This window comes from Hyphomicrobium sp., from assembly GCF_047600905.1.
Taxonomy (GTDB): Bacteria; Pseudomonadota; Alphaproteobacteria; order Rhizobiales; family Hyphomicrobiaceae; genus Hyphomicrobium_B.
The window spans coordinates 3,606,525-3,630,630 of sequence record NZ_JASGKD010000001.1 but is presented as its reverse complement, the minus strand read 5'-3'; the positions used below and the strand labels follow the sequence as shown (position 1 = coordinate 3,630,630).

Sequence of the window (24,106 nt, the reverse complement as noted above, 5' to 3'; positions counted from 1 at the left end):
GGAATTTGCTAAGCGTATCGAGTCATGCCGTTGGCAGGCCACGGCCGATAACTGATACAGATCAAATTCCTGAACTGCACTCCTGCTAGATTTGGCTTACCCGCCATGAGGAAAGGGTGGCTGGAATCTAAACAAGCCGAATGATTGCTAGGAGACCAACGACCACGATGCACGACGATAATAGCAATCGGACAACGGCTGCAGGAAATCTCGTCCCACTGGAACAGCAGACCCCTCCTCCCCCTTCAAAAAAATCCGAGAATCTTCCTGTCCCTTTCGCTGCAAAATTGAAGTCTCGGCTCCCGCTCATCGCCATCGCCGCCGTCCTTATCGTCGCGGCCGGAGCAGGTTGGTATTGGTGGAAATATTATTACTCCGCGTTGCCGGCCGGATTTTTATCCGGAAACGGCCGCATCGAAGCCGACGACATCGACATCACGCCCAAGTATTCTGGGCGCGTCCAAACCCTTCTTGTTGACGAAGGCGATCTCGTGAAAGCCGGGCAGATCGTCGCCCGCATGGACACGCGCGACACCGAAGCGACGCTGCAAAAATCTCAAGCGCAAATGATGATCGCCGAGCAAGCGCTCGAGGAAGCCAAGGCCGCCTTGATACAGCGGCAAACCGAACACAAACTGGCTGAGCAGGAGTTGGAGCGTACTCAATCGTTGGTGGGGAAGGGTTTCGCGACGCACGAATTGCTCGACCAGCGCCAACAGACATTGAACGCCGCGGACGCGGCCCTTATCGCCGCAAATGCGCGGATCGGAGAAGCCGAAGCAGCAATCGCCGCAACTCAGCATGACGTCGCCTATTACAAGATCGTTGTAGCCGACGGCACTCTGACCGCGCCGCGCGATGCAAGGGTGCAGTATAAGCTCGTAAACACCGGAGAGGTCGTCGGCGCAGGCACGAAGATTTTTACCCTGCTGGATCTGTCGAACGTTTACATGACCGTCTTCCTGCCGACCGAGGACGTCGGCAAGATAAAGCTCGGCAGCGAAGCACGCATTATCGTCGATGCGCTGCCAAATCTCGTCATTCCCGCCTCCGTCAGCTTCGTGTCCCCGAAATCGCAATTCACTCCCAAGATGGTGGAGACGAAATCCGAGCGGGATAAGCTGATGTTTCGCGTCAAGGTGCGGATCGATCCTGAGCTTCTTGCCCGTCATATCGCCGATATCCGGACAGGCCTTCCGGGCGTCGCTTATGTGCGCATCGATCCCAACAGCGCTTGGCCCGCCTATCTTCAGCCGAATATTCCAAAATGAGCGGCGAACGGCCGGCGCTCGTCGCGCAGATCGTTGACGTCACCCATCGGTACGGTGCCACGACGGCACTCGATCATATCTCGCTCGACATTCCTTCGGGCAAGATCGTGGGGATCATCGGCCCGGACGGCGTCGGCAAATCCTCCTTGCTCGGATTGATCGCGGGCGTCCGAAAATTGCAGTCGGGCAGGCTTGACGTGCTCGGCGGCAGCATGGCGGACGCCACGCACCGCAGTAACATCTGCCCACGCGTCGCCTATATGCCGCAAGGCTTGGGCAGCAACCTCTATGCCGAACTGAGCGTCGCTGAGAACATCGACTTTTTCGGCCGTCTCTTCAGTCAGTCCCCGGCCGAGCGCGCTGCACGTATTGACGGCCTGTTGCAGGCAACCGGACTGGCACCGTTCCGCGAACGCCGGGCGCGCAATTTGTCCGGCGGCATGAAGCAGAAGCTTGGCCTCTGCTGTGCTCTCATTCACGATCCGCAGTTGCTCATTCTCGACGAGCCGACGACCGGTGTCGACCCGTTGTCGCGACGTCAATTCTGGGAGCTGATCGGCGCCATGCGCGCGCAGCGCCCCGGGATGAGCGTCCTGGTTGCCACAGCCTACATGGAGGAAGCCGAGCAATTCGACTCGCTGGTCGCCATGAATGCCGGACGTATTCTCGCGACAGGGATCGCGATTGAGCTGAAAGCCCGGGGGCATGCGCCGACGCTCGAGGCCTCGTTCATTGCCCTTCTGCCCGAGGATATTCGAAAAGATTATCATGCCATCGAAATTCCACCCCGCCAGAGCCAACCCGGACCACCGGCCATTGAGGCGCGCGGACTGACGCAGCGTTTCGGCAATTTTGTCGCCGTCGATCACATCGACCTCTCGATCCGACAGGGGGAGATCTTCGGCTTTGTCGGCTCGAACGGCTGCGGCAAGACCACGACGATGAAGATGTTGAGCGGGCTCCTTCCTGCAACGGAAGGCGAAGCTTTTCTATTCGGACGCCCGGTGGACGCCACCGACATCGAGTCGCGGCGGCGGGTCGGATATATGTCGCAATCCTTTTCGCTCTACGGCGAATTGACGGTCCTTCAAAACCTCGAACTCCACGCGCGCATCTTCCAGTTGCCGGATGAACTCGCGAAAACGCGCATCGATACCCTGGTGCGCAGTTTCCATCTTGCTTCTCATCTCAACGATCGCTCGGATCGGCTGCCGCTCGGAATTCGCCAGCGCCTTTCACTCGCGGTTGCCGTCGTTCACCAGCCCGAAATGTTGATCCTCGACGAACCGACCTCCGGCGTCGACCCGATTGCCCGCGACGAATTCTGGTCGCTGCTCGTCGAGCTTTCGCGCAAAGAAAACGTCACGATCTTCATCTCGACGCATTTCATGAACGAAGCGGCCCGATGCGACCGGATCGCCCTCATGCACGCCGGCCGGATTCTTGCGACGGCAGCGCCGGCTGAACTTGCAAAGAAACGCGGCACGGCAACACTCGAAGAAGCGTTCATTTCCTATCTCGAAGACGCAGCACCACAAACGACAACTCTGCCCCAATCAAGCCAACTCATCGCCGAGCCCGCCCTGTCGAAGCAGCAACCGATCGCAGATCGCTGGCTGAACACCAGGCGCCTTTATGCTTATGCCCGTTGCGAGGTGCTGGAGATCATTCGCGACCCGATTCGGCTGGCGACATCCTTTTTCGGCACCGTTCTTCTCATGCTCGTATTCGGCTACGGCATCACGCTCGATGTCGAGCACCTGACGTTCGCAGTCCTAGATCGTGATCAGACACCGGAAAGCCGCAACTACATCGAGGAATTCGCAGACACCCGATATTTCCAGCAGCGCCAGCCACTCACCGACGATGCCGACCTCGATCAGGCGCTGAAGAGCGGAAAGCTTTCCTTCGCTATTGAAATTCCGCCGAACTTCGGCCGCAGCGTGAAAAAGGGCATTTCGGCCGAGGTTTCGGCATGGATCGATGGGGCCATGCCCTTCCGCGCCGAAACGGTCGAGGGCTATCTCTCAGGCGTCCACGAAACCTACCTCAAGCACCTCAAATTGCGTGAGGCCGGCTCCGACGTCATCTGGCAGCCTGTCGATCTCGCCATTCGCGATCGCTACAATCAAGATTTCAAGAGCATTTACGCCATGGTGCCGACGGTGATTGGATTGCTGTTGCTGTTCATCCCCGCGACCCTGATGGCATTGAGCATCGTGCGCGAGAAGGAACTCGGCTCGATCGTGAATCTCTACGTCACCCCGGTCACGCGTTTTGAGTTTCTCATTGGCAAGCAGCTGCCTTATGTCGGCCTCGCGATGGTGAACTACATCTCGATGGTCGCTCTCGGCCTCTTTGTATTCCAGGTCCCGATTAAGGGAAGCCTGCTGGCGTTGACGCTGGGGGCGATCATCTATGCGTTCGTCACGACCGGATTCGGACTTTTGATCTCGGCATTCGCCACGACACAAGTCGCAGCACTTTTTGGAACCGCCATTCTGACCGTGATGCCTGCGCTCCAGTTCTCCGGCGTGATCGTGCCCGTTTCCTCGCTCACGGGCGTCGCCGCCGCCATCGGCTACGGATTTCCGATGACCTATTTTCTCAAGATCTGCATCGGTGCTTTTACAAAGGGACTGGGACTTCTCGATCTCTCGGGATACCTCGTGAAACTGGCGTTGTTCATTCCGTTATTGACGGGCCTCAGCCTGTTCTTCCTTCCCAAGCAAGACCGGTGATCATGAAGCGCCAGGCCTTTAACATCTGGAATCTCAGCATCAAGGAATTGCGCTGCCTGAGCCGCGATCCCGTGCTCGTCGGCCTGATCATCTTCGCGTTCTCGGTCGCCATCTACAGTTTGGCGACGGGAATGTCGTATGAGTTGCGCAACGCCTCGATCGCGATTGTCGATGAAGATCATTCTCGACTGTCCGACGATATCGCACACGCGTTCCTGCCGCCGCACTTCAAAACGCCGGAGCAGATCGGCCTCAAGGATCTCGACCAACGCATGAACAGTGGGCAGAGCACCTTTGTCCTCGATATCCCACCCAATTTTCAAGCCGACGTCGCAGCGGGCCGCGCTCCGGCGATCCAGGTGAACATCGATGCGACGGCAATTCTTCAAGCCGGAATAGGCGCCAATTACATCGAGCAGATCGTAACGAACGAGGCGAACAGGTTCTTCTATGGCACAGATGCCACGACCACGCTCCCGGTCAGTCTGAGCTTGCGCATCGCGTTCAACGACAATCTTGAATCATCGTGGTTCATGGGCGTCGCCTGGCTCATCAACATCGTGACGATGCTCGCAATCGTGCTGTCGGGCGCCGCCGTCATCCGCGAACGCGAACATGGCACGCTCGATCATCTGCTCGTCTTGCCGCTGACACCGTTTGAAATTGCCATGGCGAAGGTTGCCGCCAACGGTCTCGTCATCATGGTCGCGGCCGGGCTGTCGCTCCTGCTCGTCGTCCACGGTCTGATCGGACTGCCGCTGGCCGGATCGTTCGCATTGTTCATGCTCAGCATGATGCTCTATCTATTTTTCGCGACAGCCATCGGCTTGCTTCTCGGCACCGTCGCGACCTCGATGCCGCAATTCGGCCTGCTCTTCATTCTTGTCGTGTTGCCGATGATCCTGCTGTCGGGCGGATATACCCCGCTCGAAAGCATGCCGAGGCAACTGCAATTGGTGATGGAAACGGTGCCTTCGACGCACTTCGTGAAAGTCGCCCAGGCCATTCTTTTCCGTGGCGCCGGACTGTCGATCATCTGGCCAAATTTGCTGCTGATCGCCACCGTCGGAGGATTACTCTTTGTCGTTGCGTTGACCCGCTTCCGGACGTCCGTATCCCAGGCGGTGACTTAGCCGCGGCAACGGCTGCTTTCGCTTTCTCCGCCGAGTTGAAAGCTACGGCCACCGCGAACCAGCAAACAACCATCGCGCAGCTCCGCCCATGGCGGCCACAGCCAAAGCCGGCGCGCTATCTCAACGTCTAAAATTGTAGATATATTTCAAAAACTTATGGCGGAGAGGGAGGGATTCGAACCCCCGGTACCCTTGCGAGTACTCCGCATTTCGAGTGCGGCGCGATCGACCACTCTGCCACCTCTCCTGGTGCCGTGGCGCCTGTCGGCGAAGTGGGGCTTGTAGCTTCGCTCGGCCCCGGACGCAAGCGGCTCAGACGGACGCATGCCATTCGAAATCGAGAGACTGGGTCGCCGCCCCGTCCGCCTCATAGCCGCGCGCAACAAGTCGGCCCAACTTGGCATCAGCAATCATGGCAAGACGCGTCTTGTCGTTGAGCACGGGGGGCGCGAGCCACGCAAAGTCCGCATCGAAACTCGGCGCCGTGGCCTGCATGGTTTGCGCGCGCTCGAAACTGCTGTCGCCCCGCGCTTGCCCGCGCCAGCCGGCTTCTCCCCAATGATTCGCCGCGACGGCACCGTCCCCTCGCCGGATACGCGCATCGTGCTCCGTCCGCTCGATGACCGCAGTCTCCTCCGGTGCAACTCCGGCGATCGTGAAAATTCCGGGCGTCGAAATCAAAGCATCGCTCAGGAGACGACACGCCTCGTCGAAAATCTTGGCCTCTTCCGCGACGCGCCGTAGAAGATGCGCCGGCGTCGGAAACGGCATTTTCCACACGCGATGACGGTTTGCGGCCCAATCGACATAAAAAAGTCCCGTCGGATCGCGCATCGGCGCTTGGTTGAGCGCTGCCGAGAACCGTCCCGGCGCCATCACCTGCAAGACGCCGGTATAGCCCGGCCATGTCAGCACGGCGAATGGCCCAGCCGGCGCACCCTCGACCTTTGCGCAGACGAGATTGCCCCCCAGTCCCGGCGTCTGCCAGTCGAGCACGCGAATGAGCCTCGCCGAGTTGGTCTCCGGCGAAGGCGCCGCCCGGCACGTGCAGCCCCACTCGTAGTTGATCGAAAAGAAGTAGGCGCCCGGCCGCCCGAGCTCTTCGGCGATGGTGTCGATCTCGCGGAGATGGCCGTTATCCGACCGGGCGAGCCATACCCGGGAAACCCTATCGAGGCTTTTGAGAAGGCTCTTCGGATAGCGCCGCGTCGCCACGTCCAGGAGCGCATGGGTTTTCTCGCCGCACGACCTGAGCGACGCGACCGGAAAATCCGGCCCGGTGCCGATCACCGGAATGGTCGGCAGAACCGCATCGCGCGGCTTTATACGTCGGGCCGAAGCATGTATCGCCATCATGACACCTGATTTCCGATAACCATGCTCACAGGTGGCGGCGCGCAGCCCCGATTGCGAGAGTCCATCGCCATGAAATTGCTTGGCCCGGACGCCGTATCGCAATTGACATTAGGCCTCTTATCGACAATAAAGCCCGCCACCCGTGGACAGGAAAAACTGCCCGCGACGAATGCGCTGCCCGAGGCTCGTGCTGGCTCTGCCCAGCAACCATTTGAAAGATCACCGTTTTCCGGTGACGCCACAGGGCGCGGTAACAGGCCTGAAAGGCCGAAAGGACAATAGCCATGTACGCTGTCATCAAGACAGGCGGCAAGCAATACCGCGTTTCCAAGGACGACGTCGTCACGATTGAGCGGGTGCCAGGTGATGCCGGCGCCAAGATCGAATTCGGCGAAGTCTTGATGGTCGGCTCCGGCGCCGACGTCACGATCGGCGCGCCGTTCGTATCGGGCGCCAAGGTTGTCGCCGAACTCGTCGAACAATCGCGCGGTCCGAAGCTCATCGCTTTTAAGAAGCGCCGCCGCAAGAATTCTCGCCGCAAGAAGGGCCACCGTCAGGACCTTTCTGTCGTGCGCATCACCGACATCGCCGGCGCATAACGAACCGCCGCTCCATTCGAGGAATTTGAAATGGCACAAAAGAAAGCAGGCGGTTCGACACGTAACGGCCGCGATTCAGAAAGCAAACGCCTTGGCATCAAACGCTACGGCGGCGAATACGTCATTCCGGGCAACATTCTCTGCCGCCAGCGCGGCACGCAGTGGCACCCCGGCAGCGGTGTCGGAATGGGCACCGACCACACGATCTTCGCCGTCGAAGAAGGCACCGTTGAATTCGCAACCAAGCGCAACGGCCGAACCTATATCTCGGTGAAGCCCGCCAAGCCGGTCGCAGCGGAATAAATCCCGCCGCACCGGACGTCAGGTTGTAAGCGATACGGGGATGGCTTTGCCGTCCCCTTTTTGCCTTTTGATAACCCCACTCATATCCTGCCCGTATTGCACCATCAGGGACACGATGAAGACCGCCCGCCTCACCCTCCGGACTGTCATCCACGGCGATGCCGCACGCATCGCTGCGCTGGCGGGTGACTGGGATGTCGCCAGCATGACCGGTCGCATTCCCTATCCTTATTCCGAAGGAGAAGCCCATCATTGGGTCGACGGCCTCGCCGAGAAGGAAGAAGTATTTGGAATTGACCTCGACGGCGCATTGATCGGCATCTGCGGTTTCATGCTCGACGACGACGGCGATGCCGAGCTCGGCTATTGGATCGGTAAACCCTATTGGGGCAAGGGCTACGCGACCGAAGCCGCGCGCGCCGTCATGACCTACGGTTTTTCGAAATTGGGCGTCCGCCGATTCATCTGTAAACATCTGATCGGCAACGACGCCTCCGCGCGCGTCATTCACAAGCTCGGCTTCAAGCCGACCGGCACGTCCACGGGGTGGTGCGAAGCTCGCCAGTGCGATCTGCCCGCCTTGACGTACGAGCGCCGGCGTCCTTGGACCATGGCCATACGGGCGATCGCGTCATGAAATTTCTCGACCAGGCGAAAATCTACATAAGGTCGGGCGCCGGCGGAAACGGCTGCATCGCCTTTCGGCGCGAGAAGTTCATCGAGTTCGGTGGACCGAACGGCGGCGACGGCGGCAAGGGCGGCGACGTCTGGGTTGAGTGCGTCCAAAACCTCAACACGCTGATTGACTATCGCTATCAGCAGCATTTCTTCGCCAAGAACGGCACCCCGGGCATGGGCCAGAACCGCGCCGGGCCCAACGGCGACGACATGATCATCAAGGTTCCCCCGGGCACGGAGGTTTTCGCCGAAGACGGCGAAACGCTCCTCGCTGATTTGACCACGCCGGGTGACCGCGTCAGGCTTGCCAAGGGTGGTAACGGCGGCTTCGGCAACGCGCATTTCAAGAGCGCAACGAACCAGGCCCCGCGCCACGCCAATCCGGGCCAGCCCGGCGAAGAACTGACGATCTGGCTGAAGCTCAAGCTCATTGCCGATGCCGGACTCGTTGGCTTGCCGAACGCCGGAAAATCGACGTTTCTCGCAGCGGTCTCTGCGGCCAAGCCCAAGATTGCCGATTACCCGTTCACGACGCTCCACCCGAACCTCGGGGTCGTTCGCGCCGGCGATACCGACTTCGTTCTTGCCGACATTCCAGGCTTGATCGAAGGCGCTCACGACGGCGCCGGCCTCGGCGATCGCTTTCTGAGCCACGTCGAGCGCTGCCGCGTTCTGCTGCATCTCGTCGACGCGACGTCCGAGGACGTCGCCGCCGACTACAAGACCATTCGCCGCGAGCTGAAAGCCTACGGCAGCGGCATTGACAAGAAAAAGGAAATCGTCGCCCTTTCCAAATCCGACGCCCTCGATGAAGCAACGCTCGCCGAACGCCGCGATCTTCTGAAAAAGGCTGCGAGGAAAACACCCCTCGTGCTCTCCGCCGTCTCGGGTCAAGGCGTGAAAGAGGCCCTCTACGCGCTCGCTCGCGAGATCGCCCGCGCCAACGACGCCGACGAAGACCAGGACTCCGGCTCAACCGGCCCCTGGCAGCCCTAAATCGTCATAATCGACCGGACCCAAATAACCCCCGTGTCATCCCGGCTTTAGGCCGCGGATCCATCGCGCAGATCACGCGTTGACGAATAGAGCCTCCGGCGAGCCCGGGGCGTCACACAACGCACGGGCTATTACACAGCCGCCAAGATGCGAACGATCGCCTTGCCCCCTGTCGCCAACTCGCTCACAATGGCGACATCAGAGAACACGTCTCCCCTAACATGATCAGGAAGTTTCAAGATGACCCATTCCGCGCGCACACCGGTCTGGACGTGGACCGTGCCTGTGCTCGGCCTGCTCCTGTTCGTTGTCTCGACCATGACGGGCTACGACGATGATTTTGCCTCGCACGCAACGGGCATCCTGATCACCGCTCTGCTGATACCGCTTCTGATCGGCACGGTCTTCGCCGCCGTCTACCACGCCGAAGAGGTCGCCCACATCATGGGTGAACCGGTCGGCACGCTCGTCTTGACCATCGCCGTGACGATCATCGAGCTTGCCCTCATCATTTCGCTGACTCTGACCGGCAAGGCCGCGCCGACGCTTGTCCGTGAGACGGTCTTTGCCGTCATCATGATCGTCACCACGGGCCTGGTCGGATTGTGCATCGTCGTCGGCGGCCTGCGTTACCGCGAGCAAAGCTTCGACGTCACCTCGGCGAAAATCTATCTCGCGATGTTGATCGTTCTCTCGACGCTCACCGTCGTTCTGCCCAACTACACCACGACCGCGCCGGGCCAGTTCTACTCCGAGAGCCAGCTGATGTTCATCAGTATCGTCACCATCGCGCTCTATCTGGTCTTTCTCTATACTCAGACCGTGCTCCATCGCGATTACTTCGTGGGCGAGCGCACCGAGACCAAGCACGACCCCGCCGACGACAAGAAGCTCGTCCTTTCGGCCTTCCTTCTCTGTGTTGCATTGGCCGCCGTCGTCCTGTTGGCCAAACTCATCGCCGTCGTCATCAACATCGGCGTATCTCGGCTCGAAGCGCCGTCGAGCATCAGCGGCGTCATCATCGCTCTGATCGTTCTGATGCCGGAATCGATCGCGGCGGTAAGGTCCGCACAGAAGAACGAGCTGCAAAAAAGCTTGAACCTCGCGCTCGGTTCATCCCTCGCGACCATCGGTCTGACCGTCCCAGCCATGGCCGCTGCCAATCTTTTCCTTCATACCCCTCTCGTCCTCGGCCTTGAGCCGGGCGACATTGTGCTCGTCGTCATGACGCTCGCCGCCAGCATCCTGACATTCGGAACCGGCCGCACCAACGTGCTGTTCGGCTTCCTGCATCTGGTGATCTTCGGAACATTTCTGTTCCTGGCTTTCGTCCCGTAAAGGGGCGTCCAGCGACGTTTTTGACTCCGATAAGGTAAAATTCCGCCCGGCATTGCCGATATGCGAGTGTTCCCCTTGCCCGAGGGCCGACATTTGCAGATAAGGCACGCCAAGCCTACTTCTTGAACGCCGAGATCCGCCGCCATGGCCGCCACGCCCGCAGTTGATGCCACGACGCTGAATGTCCGTCCCGAATGGGCCGATGCGCAGCGCATCGTCGTCAAGATCGGCTCGGCCCTTCTGACCGATCGCGAAACCGGCGGCTTGAAGTCCGCATGGCTGAATTCGTTGATGGACGACGTCGCCGCCCTCTCTCGCGCCGGCAAGGAAGTCATCATTGTTTCGTCCGGCTCGATCGCACTCGGGCGCCATACGCTGAAATTGCCGAAAGGACCGCTGGAGCTCGAGCAGAGCCAGGCCGCCGCCGCCGTCGGCCAGATCAGCCTCGCGCACGCCTATCAGGAACTCGCCGCCGCCCGTGGCCTCACCGCCGCGCAAATTCTGCTGACACTCGGCGATACCGAAGAGCGCCGCCGCTATCTCAACGCTCGCAACACCATCGAAGTGCTCTTGAGCCTCAAGACCATCCCGGTCGTGAACGAAAACGATACGGTTGCGACCACCGAAATCCGATACGGCGACAACGACCGGCTATCAGCGCGCGTCGCCTCGATGGTCTCGGCCGATTGCCTCGTGCTGCTGTCGGACATCGACGGTCTTTACACCGCGCCGCCGAACGAAAACCCCGACGCCAAGCACATTCCGATCGTCACCGAGATCACGCCCGAGATCGAAGCGATGGCCGGCGACGCCGGAACCGAGCTGTCGAAAGGCGGCATGAAAACCAAGATCACCGCCGGTCAGATCGCGCTCTCAGCCGGAACGAACATGGTGATCACCACCGGCAAGGTCTATCACCCGCTGCGGGCCATCTCCGAAGGCGCGCGCGTCACTTGGTTCATTGCCAAATCCGATCCCGTGACAGCCAGAAAACGCTGGATTTCGGGCCAGCTGGTACCGAACGGCCAAATCTTCCTGGACGCAGGTGCCGAGAAAGCCCTTTTGACGGGCAAAAGCCTGCTGCCCGCTGGCGTCACCCGCATCGACGGTTCGTTCGACCGCGGCGATGCCGTTATCATTAGGTCTGCCGACGGCCGCGAACTGGGCCGTGGCCTCGTCGCCTATACGGCCGCCGACGCGCGCCGTATTATGGGCAAGCGGTCGAGTGAGATTGCCGCGATACTTGGATATGAGGGTCGCGATACCCTTATTCACCGGGACGACATGGCGCTGACGAGGACGTGACCGATGAACAGACCCGAGCGCATTGAAAACGAAACCGCCGCCCTGATGCGCGGTATTGGCGAAGCCGCGAAGGCCGCGAGCCGCCGCCTCGGCATCGCGACACCGGACGAAAAGAACAGGGCGCTGAATGCCGCCGCAAAAGCTTTGCGCGCCGCGACACCCAAAATTCTCGAAGCCAACACCAAGGATCTTGAAGCCGCGAAGGCCGCCGGCCGCCCTGCCGCCTTCGTCGATCGCCTTATGCTCGATCAGAAACGCATCGAAGGCGTCGCAAAGGGCCTTGAGGAAATCGCCGCGCTGCCCGATCCGATCGGCACCGTTCTCGCCGAATGGACGCGGCCCAACGGCCTGAGGTTCCAGCGCGTACGCGTTCCGCTCGGAACCATCGGCATCATTTACGAGAGCCGCCCCAACGTCACCGCCGACGCCGGCGCCTTGTCGCTCAAGGCCGGCAATGCCGCGATCCTACGCGGCGGTTCCGAGAGCCACCATTCGAGCGTCGCGATCCACGCCTGCCTCGTCGAGGGACTGCGCGCGGCCGGGCTACCCGAAGCTGCTATTCAGCTTGTTCCCACGACCGACCGTGAAGCCGTCGGCGCCATGTTGCGCGGCCTCGACGGTGCCATCGACGTCATCGTTCCCCGTGGCGGAAAAAGCCTGGTCGAACGCGTGCAGACCGAGGCCCGCGTCCCCGTCTTCGCGCACCTCGAAGGCATCTGCCACACCTACGTCGATAAAGCCGCCAACATGGAGATTGCGGTGCCCCTCGTCGTCAACGCCAAGATGCGCCGCATCGGCGTCTGCGGCGCGACCGAGTGCCTGCTGATCGACAAGAATGCCAAGACGGACATCATCACACCGCTGGTCAAAGCCTTGCTCGAAGCCGGCTGCGAAGTGCGCGGCGAACCCGAGATTCAAAAGGCGGACTCGCGCGTCAAGGCTGCAACGCCCGATGATTTCGGCAAGGAATTTTTAGACGCGATCATCGCGATGAAACTGGTCGACGGCGTCGATGGCGCCATCGAGCACATCGCCCGATATGGCTCGCAGCATACCGACGCCATCATCACCGAAGACGAAGCGGCCGCCGACAAGTTTTTGAACGAGGTCGACTCCGCCATCGTGCTCGTCAACGCCTCGACCCAGTTCGCCGACGGCGGCGAATTCGGTTTCGGCGGCGAAATCGGCATCGCGACCGGCAAGATGCATGCGCGCGGCCCGGTCGGCGTCGAGCAATTGACAAGCTTCAAGTACAAGGTGCGAGGCACCGGCCAGATCCGGCCGAAGTGATGCACGCGGGATGAGGCACGTCTGAGTTGACGCGAAAAATTCCGCTGCAAAGTTTTGGCTCCCTTCGCGTCGCCACACCTACCTGCCTTCCCGGGCAGCGCATCGGCGTCATGGGCGGCACATTCAATCCGCCCCATGACGGCCATCGCATTGCGGCCGAAGCGGCCCTGAAGCGCCTACACCTCGATCAGATCTGGTGGCTCATCACGCCGGGCAATCCGCTGAAATCCCGCGACGGCCTGACGCCGCTCGATCATCGCATGAAACTCGTCAGCCCGTTCGCGCGCGGCCCGAGAATGAAGATCACCGGCTTCGAGCGCGAGCTTGGGACGCGCTACACCGCCGGAACCCTGGCCTTCCTCAAGCGCCGCTATCCCGCCGTCCGGTTCGTCTGGATCATGGGTGCCGACAATCTGGCCACCTTTGACCGCTGGCAGCACTGGCGCGAGATCGCGAAAACGATGCCGATCGCCGTCGTCGACCGCCCCGGCTGGCGCCACGCGGGTTTGGCGTCCCCCGCCGCGCATGCCCTCAGCCGCTACCGCCTCCCCGAGTCCGAGGCTGCCTCGCTTGCCGATCAAAAACCCCCTGCCTGGGTGCTGCTAACCATCCGTCTGTCGGGCCTTTCGTCCACCGCTTTACGCGGTGCAGCACCCGCCTTGCCCGGGTAAAACTCATAAACATTTGATATTTATGACAGTTCCAAGACGGCCTGTGGCGCATTTCCAATTGCGGCTCGGCCCGACGCCCTTTAATATCTGCGTCGTCCGGATGGTCCGGACCCTGAGTGACATGCGGGACAAACCAGCAAAGGACGCTCGCCGCTTGATCCGACCCACAACCGAGGCCGCTCGCAAGAGCTCCTCAATTGCCCCGTCCGCCGCCAAGGCGCCCGAGACGGCAGCTCTGCTCAATGACATCGTCCGTTGGCTCGACGATGCGAAAGCAGAAGAGATCGTAACCATCCCCCTCGAAGGCAAATCCGCCCTTGGCGACTTTATGATTGTGGCTTCCGGCCGCAACGATCGCCACGTCGGCGCCATTGCCGAGCAACTGCGCGAAAAGCTGAAAGCGCGCGGCGAGGCTCGCGTTCGCGTCGAAGGCTTGAACGCCTGCGATTGGGTGCTGATCGACACGGGCGATGTGATCGTCCACGTCTTCCGGCCCGAGGTTCGTGAATTCTACAACCTCGAAAAAATGTGGCAGGCGGAGATCCCGCCAGATGCCTCGCGCGGCGATAGCTCGCAGCACTGAGGCAGATCGCGACGTAAGGTTCATTGATGCGCGGCTGAGGTCTTCGGCCGCGGAGCAGTCTTCTGATGCGCATCGCCATCTCCGCGATCGGCAAGCTGAAAGACGCCGAGGAACGCGCAATCGTCGAGCGTTATGCGAAGCGCATGAACGGCGCCGGCAAATCGCTGGGCCTCGGCCCGCTCGACATCCGCGAATATCCCGAAAGCCGCGCTGCCGATGTCGCCGAGCGCAAACGCGAGGAAGCCACGAGGCTATTGAAGGACGTCGGTTTCGGCGACCTTGCCGTCGCGCTGGAACCCACTGGCGCATCTTTGACCAGCGAGGCCTTCGCCGCTTTCCTTCGCGACACGCGTGACGGGGGAGCCAAAAGCTGCGTCTTTCTGATCGGCGGACCGGACGGCCACGGCGAAGCCGCTTTACGTGCAGCCAAACTCAAGCTCTCACTTGGTCCTCTGACCCTTCCGCACGGACTTGCTCGCGTTGTATTGACGGAGCAGCTATATCGAGCGGCGACGATCCTGTCGGGCCATCCCTATCATCGCGCTTGAACCTATGGCGATCGCCAAGACGTCCCCCTCGATCAAATACAGCTTCCCACCCTTCGTACCCGACGGCGCGCGTCTCATCATATTGGGCACGCTTCCGGGCGAAGAGTCGCTTCGCCTCCAGCAATACTACGCACATCCGCGCAATCACTTCTGGCCGTTGATCGCGGCTCTTGCCGGAAAACGAATGCCCTCATCGTTTGCCGGACGCGTCGCTCTTCTCCAAGGCAACCGATGGGCACTCTGGGATGTGCTCGAAGGTGCCGAACGCATCGGAAGCTCGGACGCCGCCATCCGCAATCCGACCCCGAACGCCTTTGGAAAATTCTTTTCGAAATATCCAGACATAACGTCGGTGGCGTTCAACGGCCAGAAGGCGCACGATCTCTTTCGCCGCTACGTCATCAAGCCAGGCATCGTTGCGAACGATCGCCTGACGGCAATCGATCTTCCCTCGTCGAGCCCGCTCCACACCATACCGTTTGAGGAAAAGCTTGCGGTTTGGCACGACCGGCTCGCGCCTTATCTGCCGCCAAAACCTCAGAACCGCCGCGCGAAATAATCAATCGCGAACTGCGGCAGCAGCCTGCGCATGGCGGCAGCGAGATAGGTCGGCGTCGTGACGTAATAGTGCCGGCGTGGACGATTGCTCTCGACCGCATGGATCAACCGTTTCGTCACTGCCTCCGGCTCGAGCTTGAACGTGATCTGCCCCCCGGCCTTCATCGCTTCGAGCCGCGTCCGATAGACGAAACGGTGCGGAGAGTTGTCGATATCGATCGTCGCAAGAAGCCGGGCAACAGAGTGCTCGACAAATCGCGACCGGATCGGTCCGGGCTCGATCAACGAGACGTGAATACCTGAACCTTCGAGTTCAAGACGCAGCGAAGTCGTCAGCGCTTCAAGCGCGAATTTCGATGCGCAATAGGCACCGCGATAAGGCGCCACCAGCATTCCCAGAACCGACGAGCAATTGACGATCCGCCCGGCGCCGTTCTTCCGCATCGCCGGGATCAGGCGGCGCGTCAGATCGTGAGTGCCGACGAGATTGACCTCAAGTTGTTCGCGCAAAAGTGCGGGCGTCAGATCTTCGACCGCACCCGGCTGACCGAAAGCAGCATTGTTGAACAGCGCATCGAGCTTACCCCGCGTCATCTCAAGCGCGCGAATGGCGCACGTCGCGATCGACTGCGGATCAGCCAACTCCAGCGGGAGTGCTTCGACGTTCAGGAAATTTTTGAGCCGCGCCAGATCCTCGGGCTTGCGCGCGGTCGCGATCACCCGCCAGCCTCGTTCGCTCATGGTCCTCGCGGCGTCGAGGCCTATGCCGGACGAGCATCCCGTAATCAGAATCGTTCGCGCCATGGATATCCAGCGATAGAGCCCATTCGGGAGCTTGCCTTACCACGGGCCAAACCGCTTCGTCTTCCCCACGGCGTCGGAACGCTCGAAATGTTCGGGATATCGAAATGAACACCCGATTTTGGCGCTCGGCAATTCACTTTTTGAATTTTATCAGATCATGCCCGTCTTCGGCCTTGAGCGTCAGGACGTCATCCTGGATGACGAACGACCGCGCCGCTTCGAGCGCTGCGAAATACTGCGCCTCGACATCGGATTTGCCTTCGCACATCATCCGCGTCGAAGCCAGCGGTCCGATCTGGATGGCGTCATCCTCGATCGAAATCGGGCCATTGAAACGATTGCAGCCGCCGGTGCCCGAAACCTTGTCGGTCGTGTAGTCGAGTGTCAGCCCCTCGACGGGTTTGCCGTTTAGCTCGACTGCATTCCAACTCGCGGTCAGCGGTCCGTCGCCGTCTTCCTGCGCCAATACGGAAATGGTTGGCGCCAAGACGACGACGACGCTTGCGATGATCGCTTTCAGATTCCGCATGAGCCACCTGGTTCCTGATTCCGCCGCTTAATTTGCGCCTTCGAGCAGACGGCGCGCGATCACCTGCGCCTGGATCTCCGCTGCGCCCTCGAAGATGTTCAGGATGCGCGCATCGCACAGTACGCGGCTGATCGGGTATTCGAGCGCGAAGCCGTTGCCGCCATGGATCTGCAGCGCGTTGTCGGCGTTTGCCCACGCGACCCGCGCGCCGAGCAGCTTCGCCATGCCGGCTTCGAGATCGCAGCGGCGTCCAGCGTCCTTCTGCCGAGCGGAGAAATAGGTCAACTGACGCGCGATCATCGTCTCGACCGCCATCATCACGACCTTGTTGCGTACGCGCGGGAACGAATAGATCGGCTTGCCGAACTGCACGCGCTCGAGCGCGTACTTGAGCCCGAGATCCATCGCACACTGGGCCACGCCGACCGCGCGTGCCGCCGTCTGGATACGCGCGCCTTCGAACGTATTCATCAGCTGCTTGAAGCCCTGACCCTCGACGCCGCCAAGCAGATTTTCTGCCGGAACCTCGAAGTTATCGAAGGAAATGTCATATTCCTTCATGCCGCGATAGCCGAGCACTTCGATCTCGCCGCCTGTCATGCCCTTTGCCGGAAACGGATCTTCATCGCTGCCGCGCGGCTTCTCGGCAATGAACATCGACAGGCCCTTATAGCCCGGCTCGTTCGGGTTCGTGCGCGTCAGAACCGTCATGATATCGGCGCGAACGGGATGCGTGATCCACGTCTTCTGGCCCGTGATCTTATAGACGTCGCCGTCCTTGACCGCCCGCGTTTTGAGCGACGCAAGATCCGAACCGGTGTTCGGCTCCGTGAAAACGGCCGTCGGCAGCCACTCGCCCGAGGCGATCTTCGGCAGATACTTCTCTTTCTGCTCCGGCGTGCCGTTGTTGTGAATAAGCTCGCCCGCGATCTCGGCCCGCGTGCCGAGCGAACCGACGCCGATGTAGCCGCGCGACAGTTCTTCCGAGGCAACGCACATCGATTCCTTGCCGAGCGCCATGCCGCCGAACTCTTCCGGCAGCGCCAGCCCGAAAACGCCGAGCTCGGCCAGCTTCGCGATCACTTCGAGCGGAATATATTCGTTCTTCAGATGCCATTCGTGGGCATACGGAATGACCTCATCAAGACAGAAGCTCCGCATCAGATCTTGGATCTGCGCGTGCGTCTCGTCGAGACCGGTATCACCGAACGTCATGGCGCCGGGCTGCGCTGCAATCAACTCCGCGAGACGAGCCTTGACCGTCTCCGATCCGCCTTCCGCAACGAGATCCGCGACTGAATCTTCGTACCGGCGGATTTCCGCTTTCGGAACGCCCAGCGCGTCGGCGCGCGCAATCTCGAGCTGGCTCATCGGGATGCCGTTGGCGACCTGCGCCGCGTATTCGCCGAAACCCGCGATCAGCAGAAGCTGCTCGAACTCTCCGAAGCGACCTTCGGTCTGAAGACGGCTCGCCCAGTCGTGCAGTTGCCGCAGCCCCTCGACCGTCGTCGCCAGCCAAGCAAGGCCATGGGCGACGTGCTGCGCCTCGTCGATGCCGCCCTCTTCCTGAATTTTTATCCTGACGCCCGCCTTCGCCGCCTGCAGGATCTTGTCGGCAGCCGTCACGGCTTCTCCGCACCGCTCCAAGAGCTTCTCGGGACCCGCAACGAGAAGGTTGGCTCCTGCCTTCATGGGCGTAACGGACATGCGATTCTCCTGAGGAATACGAATATGCCCGGACGAACTCCGGGCGAAATCTGATGCGCTGCGCGACCAATTCACCGCTAGGAATGTTTAGTCAACTGGTTATGGACCGCAACAAACGCTCACGCGACGTATTCGCGCGAGAACGGCCAAGACGGGGGCAGAAACACCCTTCGGGACAAGAGGCTAAGCCGGAAGCGTTTACCGTGCTGAAATGCGTCTTTTGATCTGTGACCAAAATGCCGCCTTTCCAATACCCGTACAATCTCGCAGTGGACCCCGATCACCCGAAACACTAGGTTCCGCGCGATAAATCGCCAACATGCCGGGAGACAAGGCACCACATGAAGCGCATGCGCAGATTGGTCGAAGCCCTTTACCGGGTTTACGAACATTCGGGCTTCGCAATGGCAGGCGCGGTGGCGTTTTCGTTCGTCGTCTCGATCTTTCCTTTCTGCATCTTTCTCGGCGCTCTTTCCGGATATTTTGGCGGCCGGGAACTTGCGCAGGACGCCATCAATCAGCTGTTCGCGATTCTGCCCGCACCCGTCGCCCAAGGTATCGCCCCGCAGATCGAGGCCGTCATGGGCACGAGGCGCATTGATCTCGCGACCGTCAGCGGCTTCCTCGCCCTCTTCTTCGCGACGAGCGCCGTCGAGACCCTTCGCGCCGCCTTGAACGGCGCCTACCGCGTGCGCGAAAAGCGGCCTTATCCGTTGTGCCTGCTGATCAGCATGCTCTTCGTCTTCGTCAACGGCATCTCGACGCTGGTGCTGACGTGGGCGGTCGTTGTCGGCCCGAGCGTCGTCGGCCCGACGATCGCTTCGCATCTTCCCGACAACTGGGTTCGCCTGATTTTCGACTCGACCAGCATCGGCCCCGGCATCCGCTACGGTCTGTCCGGCGCGGTGATGGCCGCACAGCTGTTCGCACTTCATCTGTTGCTCGCCGCGGGCCACCGCCGCATCGCCGACGTCTGGCCCGGCATTGCCTTGACGATTCTTCTATGGCTGGCCCTGGCCGGCCTCTGGTCGCACTATCTCGAAATCACCAACTATTCACTGTTCTACGCCGGCCTGTCGCAACTGATGATCGCCCTGATCTTTTTCCAATTCACGGCCATCACCATCCTGCTCGGAGCTGAATTCAACCGCGGCATCATGGAGATGAAGCGCATGCGCAGGGAAGCCGCCGAGCGCGCCGCTTTCCGCGCCGACGCGCTGCGTCAGTCATCCGCCCACCAGTCCTGAGACAAAAAAAGAGCTTCCTCCGGACTGCCGGAGGAAGCTCTGATCTTGAGTGCTCAGCCTTGTGCTTGCGTCAGCGCGGCTTGGGACCCGCCTCTATGACGTCCTCGATCGTGCGCAACCCGGTCGTCGGCGCAGACACAAGAACGGCCATGTTGCCTGGCTTGTGCTCGTTGTTCATCATGCGCATGTGTGCTTTTGGAATCTGCTCCCACGAAAACACTTCCGACATGCACGGATCGATCCGCCGCTCGATGACGAGGCGGTTTGCCTGGCTCGCCTGCATCAGATTGGCGAAGTGCGAACCCTGCACGCGCTTCTGATGCATCCAGAGATAGCGGGCATCCATAGTGAGATTATATCCCGTCGTGCCGGCACAGATCACAACCATGCCGCCGCGCTTCACAACCTGCACCGACACTGGAATGGTCGTCTCGCCGGGGTGTTCGAAAACGCAATCGACGTTCACGCCCTTGCCGGTGATGTCCCAGATCGCTTTACCGAAGTTGCGCATCTCCTTGAGCCAGACATTGTACTCAGGCGAATTGACCTTTGGCAGCTGACCCCAGCACTTGAAGTTTTTGCGGTTGATCACGCCTTTAGCGCCGAGCTGCATGACGAAATCGCGTTTGTCTTCGTCCGATACGACGCCGATCGCGTTGGCGCCCGAGGTCGCGCAAAGCTGGACCGCGAACGCACCGAGCCCACCGGCCGCGCCCCAGACCAGCACGTTGTGTCCGGGCCGAAGAACATGCGGACGATGGCCGAACAGCATGCGGTACGCGGTGGCGAGCGTCAGCGTGTAGCAGGCTGCCTCTTCCCAGGTCAGGTGCTTTGGCCGCTCAAGGAGCTGACGATCTTGCACGCGACAGAACTGCGCGAATGAACCGTCCGGCGTCTCATATCCCCAAATGCGCTGGCTGGTCGAAAACATCGGATCGCCGCCATTGCACTCTTCGTCGTCACCATCATCCTGGTTGCAATGGATGACCACCTCGTCGCCGACCTTCCAACGCTTAACCTTCGAGCCGACGGCCCAGACGATGCCGGAAGCGTCGGATCCGGCGATGTGATAAGGCTGTTTGTGCACGTCGAACATCGAGATCGGCACGCCGAGCGACGCCCAGACGCCGTTGTAGTTGACGCCGGCGGCCATCACGAGAACGAGCACGTCGTGGCTATCGAGTTCCCAGGTCGGGACGACTTCGACTTGCATGGCCTTATCGGGCTCCCCCTGGCGTTCCTTGCGGATGCACCAAGCGTACATGTTCTTGGGAACATGCCCGAGCGGCGGAATTTCCCCGATTTCGTAGAGATCTTTTTTGATTCCCGTCGTCCCCGATTGGGCATCGGGTACATCGGTTTTAGCTGCCAGGTTCTGGCTCGACATTGGTATTGCGTCTCCCGACCTTATTTCCGCGACAAGGGCCGTTGTGGCTCGTCTACTTCGCGTTTCACCCCTGCTCTTCGGCGGGGACCGCAGTATGAAGCATGTTTTTGCGCTGCAATGAAGAGGGTTAGTCGGCGGTTAATATCCGCTCAATTTCTCTTTAACGCCCCGGCGCTATCTTAACTCCCTGTTTCGCCCCGGGAAGGGGCCATTGGGACGCGCGCAATGCAAGACCTTTGGTGGCAGATCAAGGACGTCGATTCCTTCACCGTCTATGTCGCGCTTGGTTTTGCGGCCGTCGTTTGCTGGTTTATTCACGAGATCGTCCGATCGCCGATGCTCGCCTGGGTCTCGACGCCCTTCTTAGCCGCTGGCGGCATCGTCGCCCCCACCCTTTTGGCCCGGCGGATGATCACCCTTTCGTACGATAAGACCGTCAATACCGTAATGGCAACCGCCGTAGGGACGCTCGCGATGCTCCTTTTGATCCTCCTCACGACCTGGCTGTGGGCGCTTTTGGTCGAATTCCGCGTTAGCCGCACCAAGCTCGCCGCCATCCCGACCCGCCCGCGCCGAATTCGCGGCTAGAGAGGCGCCTGCCTACCCGAAAGCTCCAGCACGCTTCGACCTCAGAGCGCGGCGAACTGCCGGTTTTGCTGTTTTGAAGCATTCGGTTATCTTAAAGCCACTCCCAGTGTCATTGACCCGAGCCTAAGGGGCGCCCTTTCGATGTCGGACAAAATCGTGCGCGACAAGCCGTGGCTGTTCCGGACCTATGCCGGACACTCCACCGCGGCGAAGTCGAACGCGCTCTATAAGATGAACCTTGCGAAGGGCCAGACGGGGCTCTCGATCGCTTTCGACCTGCCGACACAGACGGGCTATGATTCAGACCATGAACTCGCCCGCGGCGAGGTCGGCAAGGTCGGCGTGCCGGTATCGCACCTTGGCGATATGCGGACCTTGTTCGCCGATATTCCCATCGAGCAGATGAACACCTCGATGACGATCAACGCTACGGCAGCGTGGCTGCTGTCGCTCTACATCGCCACCGCCGACGAGCAGGGTGCCGACCGCAGGAAGCTGCAGGGCACAATCCAGAACGACATCATCAAGGAATACCTGTCGCGCGGCACGTACGTGTTCCCGCCCGAGCCCTCGCTGCGTCTGATCAAGGACACCATCGTCTATTCCTACCAGCACGTGCCCAAGTGGAACCCGACGAACGTCTGCTCCTACCATCTGCAGGAAGCGGGGGCGACGCCGGTGCAGGAACTCGCCTACGCGTTGGCAACCGGCATCGCGGTTCTCGACACGGTGAAGAATTCCGGCGAGGTGCCCGAGAAGGATTTCGGCACAGTCGTCGGGCGCGTCTCCTTTTTCGTCAACGCCGGCCTCAAGTTCATTACCGAGGTCTGCAAAATGCGCGCGTTCAACGAACTATGGGACGAGATCACGCGCGACCGCTATGGCGTCACCGATCCCAAGAACCGGATGTTCCGCTACGGCGTGCAGGTGAACTCGCTCGGCCTCACCGAACCGCAGGCCGAGAATAACGTTTACCGCATCTTGATCGCGGCACTCGGCGTTACGCTGTCGAAAAATGCCCGCTGCCGCGCGCTCCAGCTTCCGGCTTGGAACGAAGCGCTCGGCCTTCCGCGTCCGTGGGACCAGCAATGGTCGCTGCGCATGCAGCAGGTGCTCGCTTACGAAACCGATCTGCTGGAGTTCGGTGACATCTTCGACGGCTCGGCCGAGATCACGCGCAAAGTGGAAGCCCTGAAAGCAGAGGCAAAGAGCGAGCTGGCAACGATCGAGCGCATGGGCGGCGCGATCGCCTCCATCGACTACATGAAGCGCAAGCTCGTCGAGAGCAACACGGCGCGGCTTTCTGCCATCGAGTCGGGCGATCAGACCTTGGTCGGCGTCAACAAGTGGACCGAAACGGAGCCTTCGCCGCTTGGCGCCGGTGAGGGAGCGATCCTCGTCGTCGACCCCGCCGTCGAGACCGACCAGGTCGAGCGCCTCAAGGCTTGGCGCGCCGCCCGCGACGACAAGGCCGTGGCGAAAGCCCTTTCGGATCTCGAAGCGGCCGCGAAAGAAGGGCGCAACATCATGGAGCCCTCGATCGCCGCCGCCAAGGCCGGCGTTACGACGGGAGAATGGGGCGGCCTTCTGCGCAAGATCTTCGGCGAATACCGCGCTCCGACGGGCGTGTCGCAAGCCGCGGTCGCGCGCGACAGCGCCGCCTTGGACGAAGTTCGAAAGTCCGTCGATGCGGCCTCAGAGAAACTCGGCCGCCGTTTGAAGTTTCTCGTCGGCAAGCCCGGCCTCGATGGCCACTCGAACGGCGCCGAACAGATTGCCGTGCGCGCCCGCGACGTCGGCATGGAAGTCGTCTACGAGGGCATACGCCTGACGCCGAGCCAGATCGTACGTGCGGCGGTCGATGAATCCGTTCACGTCGTCGGCCTGTCGATCCTCTCCGGCTCGCATGTTCCTCTCGTCAAGGACGTGATGGAGCGCATGCGCAAGGAATGCCTGGACGACGTGCCGGTCGTCGTTGGCGGCATCATTCCGCCCGAGGACGAGAAGACGCTGAAAGCTTTCGGTGTCGCCGCCGTCTACACGCCGAAGGATTTCCAGCTCAACGACATCATGGCGGACATCGTCAAGCTCGTGGATCGTTACGCCAAGGCGGCGTGACTCCCTCTCCCCTTAGAGAGAGGGCAGGGTGAGAGGGAGCATCCAGTTTCACAATGAAAACCTGGGTCGTCCTCTTTCTCGTCCTTCTCGCGGCCGGCGTCGCCTGGGGCTTGGCGCGCGATCTCCTTTCACGAAAAACGGCAGAGCTGACCGGCACGGTCGTCGGCGTGGACCGGGGCAATCCGGCCCCCAAATGGTTCCCCGCTACGCCGCCGCGCTATAAAGTGCGCCTGCCAAATGCCAGTCTGGTCGACGTCGCGGCGAAAAACCCCGTCAGCGTCCCCGTCGGCGGCAGCATTTCCATCACGGAATGGATGACACCGTGGGGACAGGTCTGGTACACGCAGCGCGACTAG

The 24,106-nt window shown here is 60.9% G+C and carries 23 protein-coding genes and 1 tRNA gene; 18 read left to right on the top strand and 6 right to left on the bottom strand.

Features of this window, described 5'->3' with window-relative positions:
• The first annotated feature begins 287 nt into the window (after positions 1-287).
• Genes QM780_RS17390 through QM780_RS17380 form a run of 3 tightly spaced genes read left to right on the top strand, consistent with a single transcriptional unit; the run spans position 288 to position 5,145 of the window.
• Complete coding sequence (locus QM780_RS17390) at positions 288-1,271, top strand: HlyD family secretion protein (protein ID WP_415071691.1); 984 nt, start codon at positions 288-290, stop codon at positions 1,269-1,271.
• On the top strand, positions 1,268-4,012 hold the full coding sequence (gene rbbA, locus QM780_RS17385) for a ribosome-associated ATPase/putative transporter RbbA (RefSeq protein ID WP_415071690.1): 2,745 nt from the start codon (positions 1,268-1,270) through the stop codon (positions 4,010-4,012). Before QM780_RS17390 ends, rbbA begins: the two co-directional genes overlap by 4 nt.
• Positions 4,013-4,014: 2 nt before the next feature.
• A complete protein-coding gene (locus QM780_RS17380) occupies positions 4,015-5,145 on the top strand; it encodes an ABC transporter permease (RefSeq protein WP_415071689.1) in 1,131 nt (376 codons plus the stop codon).
• 157 nt (positions 5,146-5,302) lie between these two features.
• Here QM780_RS17380 and QM780_RS17375 read toward each other — a convergent pair.
• Positions 5,303-5,392 (bottom strand) — tRNA-Ser (locus tag QM780_RS17375).
• 65 nt (positions 5,393-5,457) lie between these two features.
• Positions 5,458-6,501 carry a hypothetical protein gene (locus tag QM780_RS17370; protein ID WP_415071688.1) on the bottom strand — a complete coding sequence of 348 codons (1,044 nt, stop codon included), beginning with the start codon at positions 6,499-6,501 and terminating at the stop codon, positions 5,458-5,460.
• A gap of 284 nt (positions 6,502-6,785) precedes the next feature.
• Here QM780_RS17370 and rplU point away from each other — a divergent pair, with 284 nt between their 5' ends.
• From rplU to QM780_RS17315, 11 genes are all read left to right on the top strand, one after another.
• A complete protein-coding gene (rplU, locus tag QM780_RS17365) occupies positions 6,786-7,100 on the top strand; it encodes a 50S ribosomal protein L21 (protein WP_415071687.1) in 315 nt (104 codons plus the stop codon).
• Positions 7,101-7,130: 30 nt separating this feature from the next.
• Positions 7,131-7,403: a 50S ribosomal protein L27 gene (gene rpmA, locus QM780_RS17360; RefSeq protein WP_415071686.1), complete on the top strand. Its 273-nt coding sequence runs from the start codon at positions 7,131-7,133 to the stop codon at positions 7,401-7,403.
• Positions 7,404-7,518: 115 nt separating this feature from the next.
• Positions 7,519-8,040 carry a GNAT family N-acetyltransferase gene (locus tag QM780_RS17355; RefSeq protein ID WP_415071685.1) on the top strand — a complete coding sequence of 174 codons (522 nt, stop codon included), beginning with the start codon at positions 7,519-7,521 and terminating at the stop codon, positions 8,038-8,040.
• Positions 8,037-9,077, top strand: coding sequence for a GTPase ObgE (gene obgE, locus QM780_RS17350; RefSeq protein WP_415071684.1), 1,041 nt, complete (start codon positions 8,037-8,039; stop codon positions 9,075-9,077). The genes QM780_RS17355 and obgE overlap by 4 nt, the downstream gene beginning before the upstream one ends.
• A 240-nt stretch (positions 9,078-9,317) precedes the next feature.
• Positions 9,318-10,415 carry a calcium:proton antiporter gene (locus tag QM780_RS17345; protein ID WP_415071683.1) on the top strand — a complete coding sequence of 366 codons (1,098 nt, stop codon included), beginning with the start codon at positions 9,318-9,320 and terminating at the stop codon, positions 10,413-10,415.
• 144 nt (positions 10,416-10,559) lie between these two features.
• Positions 10,560-11,720, top strand: a complete 1,161-nt coding sequence (gene proB, locus QM780_RS17340) for a glutamate 5-kinase (RefSeq protein ID WP_415071682.1) — start codon at positions 10,560-10,562, stop codon at positions 11,718-11,720.
• A gap of 3 nt (positions 11,721-11,723) precedes the next feature.
• A complete protein-coding gene (locus QM780_RS17335) occupies positions 11,724-13,010 on the top strand; it encodes a glutamate-5-semialdehyde dehydrogenase (protein WP_415071681.1) in 1,287 nt (428 codons plus the stop codon).
• A 26-nt stretch (positions 13,011-13,036) separates the two neighbouring features.
• Positions 13,037-13,681, top strand: a complete 645-nt coding sequence (locus tag QM780_RS17330) for a nicotinate-nucleotide adenylyltransferase (protein WP_415071680.1) — start codon at positions 13,037-13,039, stop codon at positions 13,679-13,681.
• A 121-nt stretch (positions 13,682-13,802) separates the two neighbouring features.
• Complete coding sequence (gene rsfS, locus QM780_RS17325; RefSeq protein ID WP_415071679.1) at positions 13,803-14,264, top strand: ribosome silencing factor; 462 nt, start codon at positions 13,803-13,805, stop codon at positions 14,262-14,264.
• A gap of 65 nt (positions 14,265-14,329) precedes the next feature.
• Positions 14,330-14,812, top strand: coding sequence for a 23S rRNA (pseudouridine(1915)-N(3))-methyltransferase RlmH (gene rlmH, locus QM780_RS17320; RefSeq protein WP_415071678.1), 483 nt, complete (start codon positions 14,330-14,332; stop codon positions 14,810-14,812).
• Positions 14,813-14,816: 4 nt separating this feature from the next.
• Entirely contained in the window at positions 14,817-15,371 is a 555-nt protein-coding gene (locus QM780_RS17315) for a DNA-deoxyinosine glycosylase (RefSeq protein WP_415071677.1), read from the top strand.
• Here QM780_RS17315 and QM780_RS17310 read toward each other — a convergent pair.
• From QM780_RS17310 to QM780_RS17300, 3 genes are all read right to left on the bottom strand, one after another.
• Positions 15,350-16,174 carry an SDR family NAD(P)-dependent oxidoreductase gene (locus QM780_RS17310; RefSeq protein WP_415071676.1) on the bottom strand — a complete coding sequence of 275 codons (825 nt, stop codon included), beginning with the start codon at positions 16,172-16,174 and terminating at the stop codon, positions 15,350-15,352. The genes QM780_RS17315 and QM780_RS17310 overlap by 22 nt on opposite strands.
• A 133-nt stretch (positions 16,175-16,307) precedes the next feature.
• A complete protein-coding gene (locus QM780_RS17305) occupies positions 16,308-16,703 on the bottom strand; it encodes an META domain-containing protein (RefSeq protein WP_415071675.1) in 396 nt (131 codons plus the stop codon).
• Positions 16,704-16,730: 27 nt separating this feature from the next.
• Positions 16,731-18,410, bottom strand: coding sequence for an acyl-CoA dehydrogenase family protein (locus tag QM780_RS17300; RefSeq protein ID WP_415071674.1), 1,680 nt, complete (start codon positions 18,408-18,410; stop codon positions 16,731-16,733).
• Positions 18,411-18,751: 341 nt separating this feature from the next.
• Between QM780_RS17300 and QM780_RS17295 the strand changes: the two genes are divergently transcribed.
• Positions 18,752-19,657 (top strand): YihY/virulence factor BrkB family protein, encoded by a 906-nt coding sequence (locus QM780_RS17295; RefSeq protein ID WP_415071673.1) that lies wholly within the window; start codon positions 18,752-18,754, stop codon positions 19,655-19,657.
• A 70-nt stretch (positions 19,658-19,727) separates the two neighbouring features.
• On the opposite strand, the gene ccrA is transcribed toward QM780_RS17295, so the two are convergent.
• Positions 19,728-21,044, bottom strand: a complete 1,317-nt coding sequence (ccrA, locus tag QM780_RS17290) for a crotonyl-CoA carboxylase/reductase (RefSeq protein ID WP_415071672.1) — start codon at positions 21,042-21,044, stop codon at positions 19,728-19,730.
• A gap of 225 nt (positions 21,045-21,269) precedes the next feature.
• Between ccrA and QM780_RS17285 the strand changes: the two genes are divergently transcribed.
• The 3 genes from QM780_RS17285 to QM780_RS17275 all read left to right on the top strand — a co-directional run bounded on the left by QM780_RS17285 (position 21,270) and on the right by QM780_RS17275 (position 24,106).
• Positions 21,270-21,632 carry a hypothetical protein gene (locus tag QM780_RS17285; protein WP_415071671.1) on the top strand — a complete coding sequence of 121 codons (363 nt, stop codon included), beginning with the start codon at positions 21,270-21,272 and terminating at the stop codon, positions 21,630-21,632.
• A 141-nt stretch (positions 21,633-21,773) separates the two neighbouring features.
• Positions 21,774-23,750 carry a methylmalonyl-CoA mutase family protein gene (locus QM780_RS17280; protein WP_415071670.1) on the top strand — a complete coding sequence of 659 codons (1,977 nt, stop codon included), beginning with the start codon at positions 21,774-21,776 and terminating at the stop codon, positions 23,748-23,750.
• Between the two features lie 53 nt (positions 23,751-23,803).
• Positions 23,804-24,106 (top strand): hypothetical protein, encoded by a 303-nt coding sequence (locus tag QM780_RS17275; RefSeq protein ID WP_415071669.1) that lies wholly within the window; start codon positions 23,804-23,806, stop codon positions 24,104-24,106.

Bases quoted from the DNA above. Each gene is read 5' to 3' on its own strand.
- QM780_RS17355 (WP_415071685.1), top strand. From the start codon at position 7,519: ATGAAGACCGCCCGCCTCACCCTCCGGACTGTCATCCACGGCGATGCC.
- QM780_RS17285 (WP_415071671.1), top strand. From the start codon at position 21,270: ATGCAAGACCTTTGGTGGCAGATCAAGGACGTCGATTCCTTCACCGTC.
- QM780_RS17295 (WP_415071673.1), top strand. From the start codon at position 18,752: ATGAAGCGCATGCGCAGATTGGTCGAAGCCCTTTACCGGGTTTACGAA.
- QM780_RS17280 (WP_415071670.1), top strand. From the start codon at position 21,774: ATGTCGGACAAAATCGTGCGCGACAAGCCGTGGCTGTTCCGGACCTAT.
- rlmH (WP_415071678.1), top strand. From the start codon at position 14,330: ATGCGCATCGCCATCTCCGCGATCGGCAAGCTGAAAGACGCCGAGGAA.
- ccrA (WP_415071672.1), bottom strand. From the start codon at position 21,044: ATGTCGAGCCAGAACCTGGCAGCTAAAACCGATGTACCCGATGCCCAA.
- QM780_RS17275 (WP_415071669.1), top strand. From the start codon at position 23,804: ATGAAAACCTGGGTCGTCCTCTTTCTCGTCCTTCTCGCGGCCGGCGTC.
- proB (WP_415071682.1), top strand. From the start codon at position 10,560: ATGGCCGCCACGCCCGCAGTTGATGCCACGACGCTGAATGTCCGTCCC.
- QM780_RS17305 (WP_415071675.1), bottom strand. From the start codon at position 16,703: ATGCGGAATCTGAAAGCGATCATCGCAAGCGTCGTCGTCGTCTTGGCG.
- QM780_RS17380 (WP_415071689.1), top strand. From the start codon at position 4,015: ATGAAGCGCCAGGCCTTTAACATCTGGAATCTCAGCATCAAGGAATTG.
- rpmA (WP_415071686.1), top strand. From the start codon at position 7,131: ATGGCACAAAAGAAAGCAGGCGGTTCGACACGTAACGGCCGCGATTCA.
- rsfS (WP_415071679.1), top strand. From the start codon at position 13,803: ATGCGGGACAAACCAGCAAAGGACGCTCGCCGCTTGATCCGACCCACA.
- rbbA (WP_415071690.1), top strand. From the start codon at position 1,268: ATGAGCGGCGAACGGCCGGCGCTCGTCGCGCAGATCGTTGACGTCACC.
- QM780_RS17300 (WP_415071674.1), bottom strand. From the start codon at position 18,410: ATGTCCGTTACGCCCATGAAGGCAGGAGCCAACCTTCTCGTTGCGGGT.
- QM780_RS17315 (WP_415071677.1), top strand. From the start codon at position 14,817: ATGGCGATCGCCAAGACGTCCCCCTCGATCAAATACAGCTTCCCACCC.
- rplU (WP_415071687.1), top strand. From the start codon at position 6,786: ATGTACGCTGTCATCAAGACAGGCGGCAAGCAATACCGCGTTTCCAAG.
- obgE (WP_415071684.1), top strand. From the start codon at position 8,037: ATGAAATTTCTCGACCAGGCGAAAATCTACATAAGGTCGGGCGCCGGC.
- QM780_RS17310 (WP_415071676.1), bottom strand. From the start codon at position 16,174: ATGGCGCGAACGATTCTGATTACGGGATGCTCGTCCGGCATAGGCCTC.
- QM780_RS17335 (WP_415071681.1), top strand. From the start codon at position 11,724: ATGAACAGACCCGAGCGCATTGAAAACGAAACCGCCGCCCTGATGCGC.
- QM780_RS17370 (WP_415071688.1), bottom strand. From the start codon at position 6,501: ATGATGGCGATACATGCTTCGGCCCGACGTATAAAGCCGCGCGATGCG.
- QM780_RS17345 (WP_415071683.1), top strand. From the start codon at position 9,318: ATGACCCATTCCGCGCGCACACCGGTCTGGACGTGGACCGTGCCTGTG.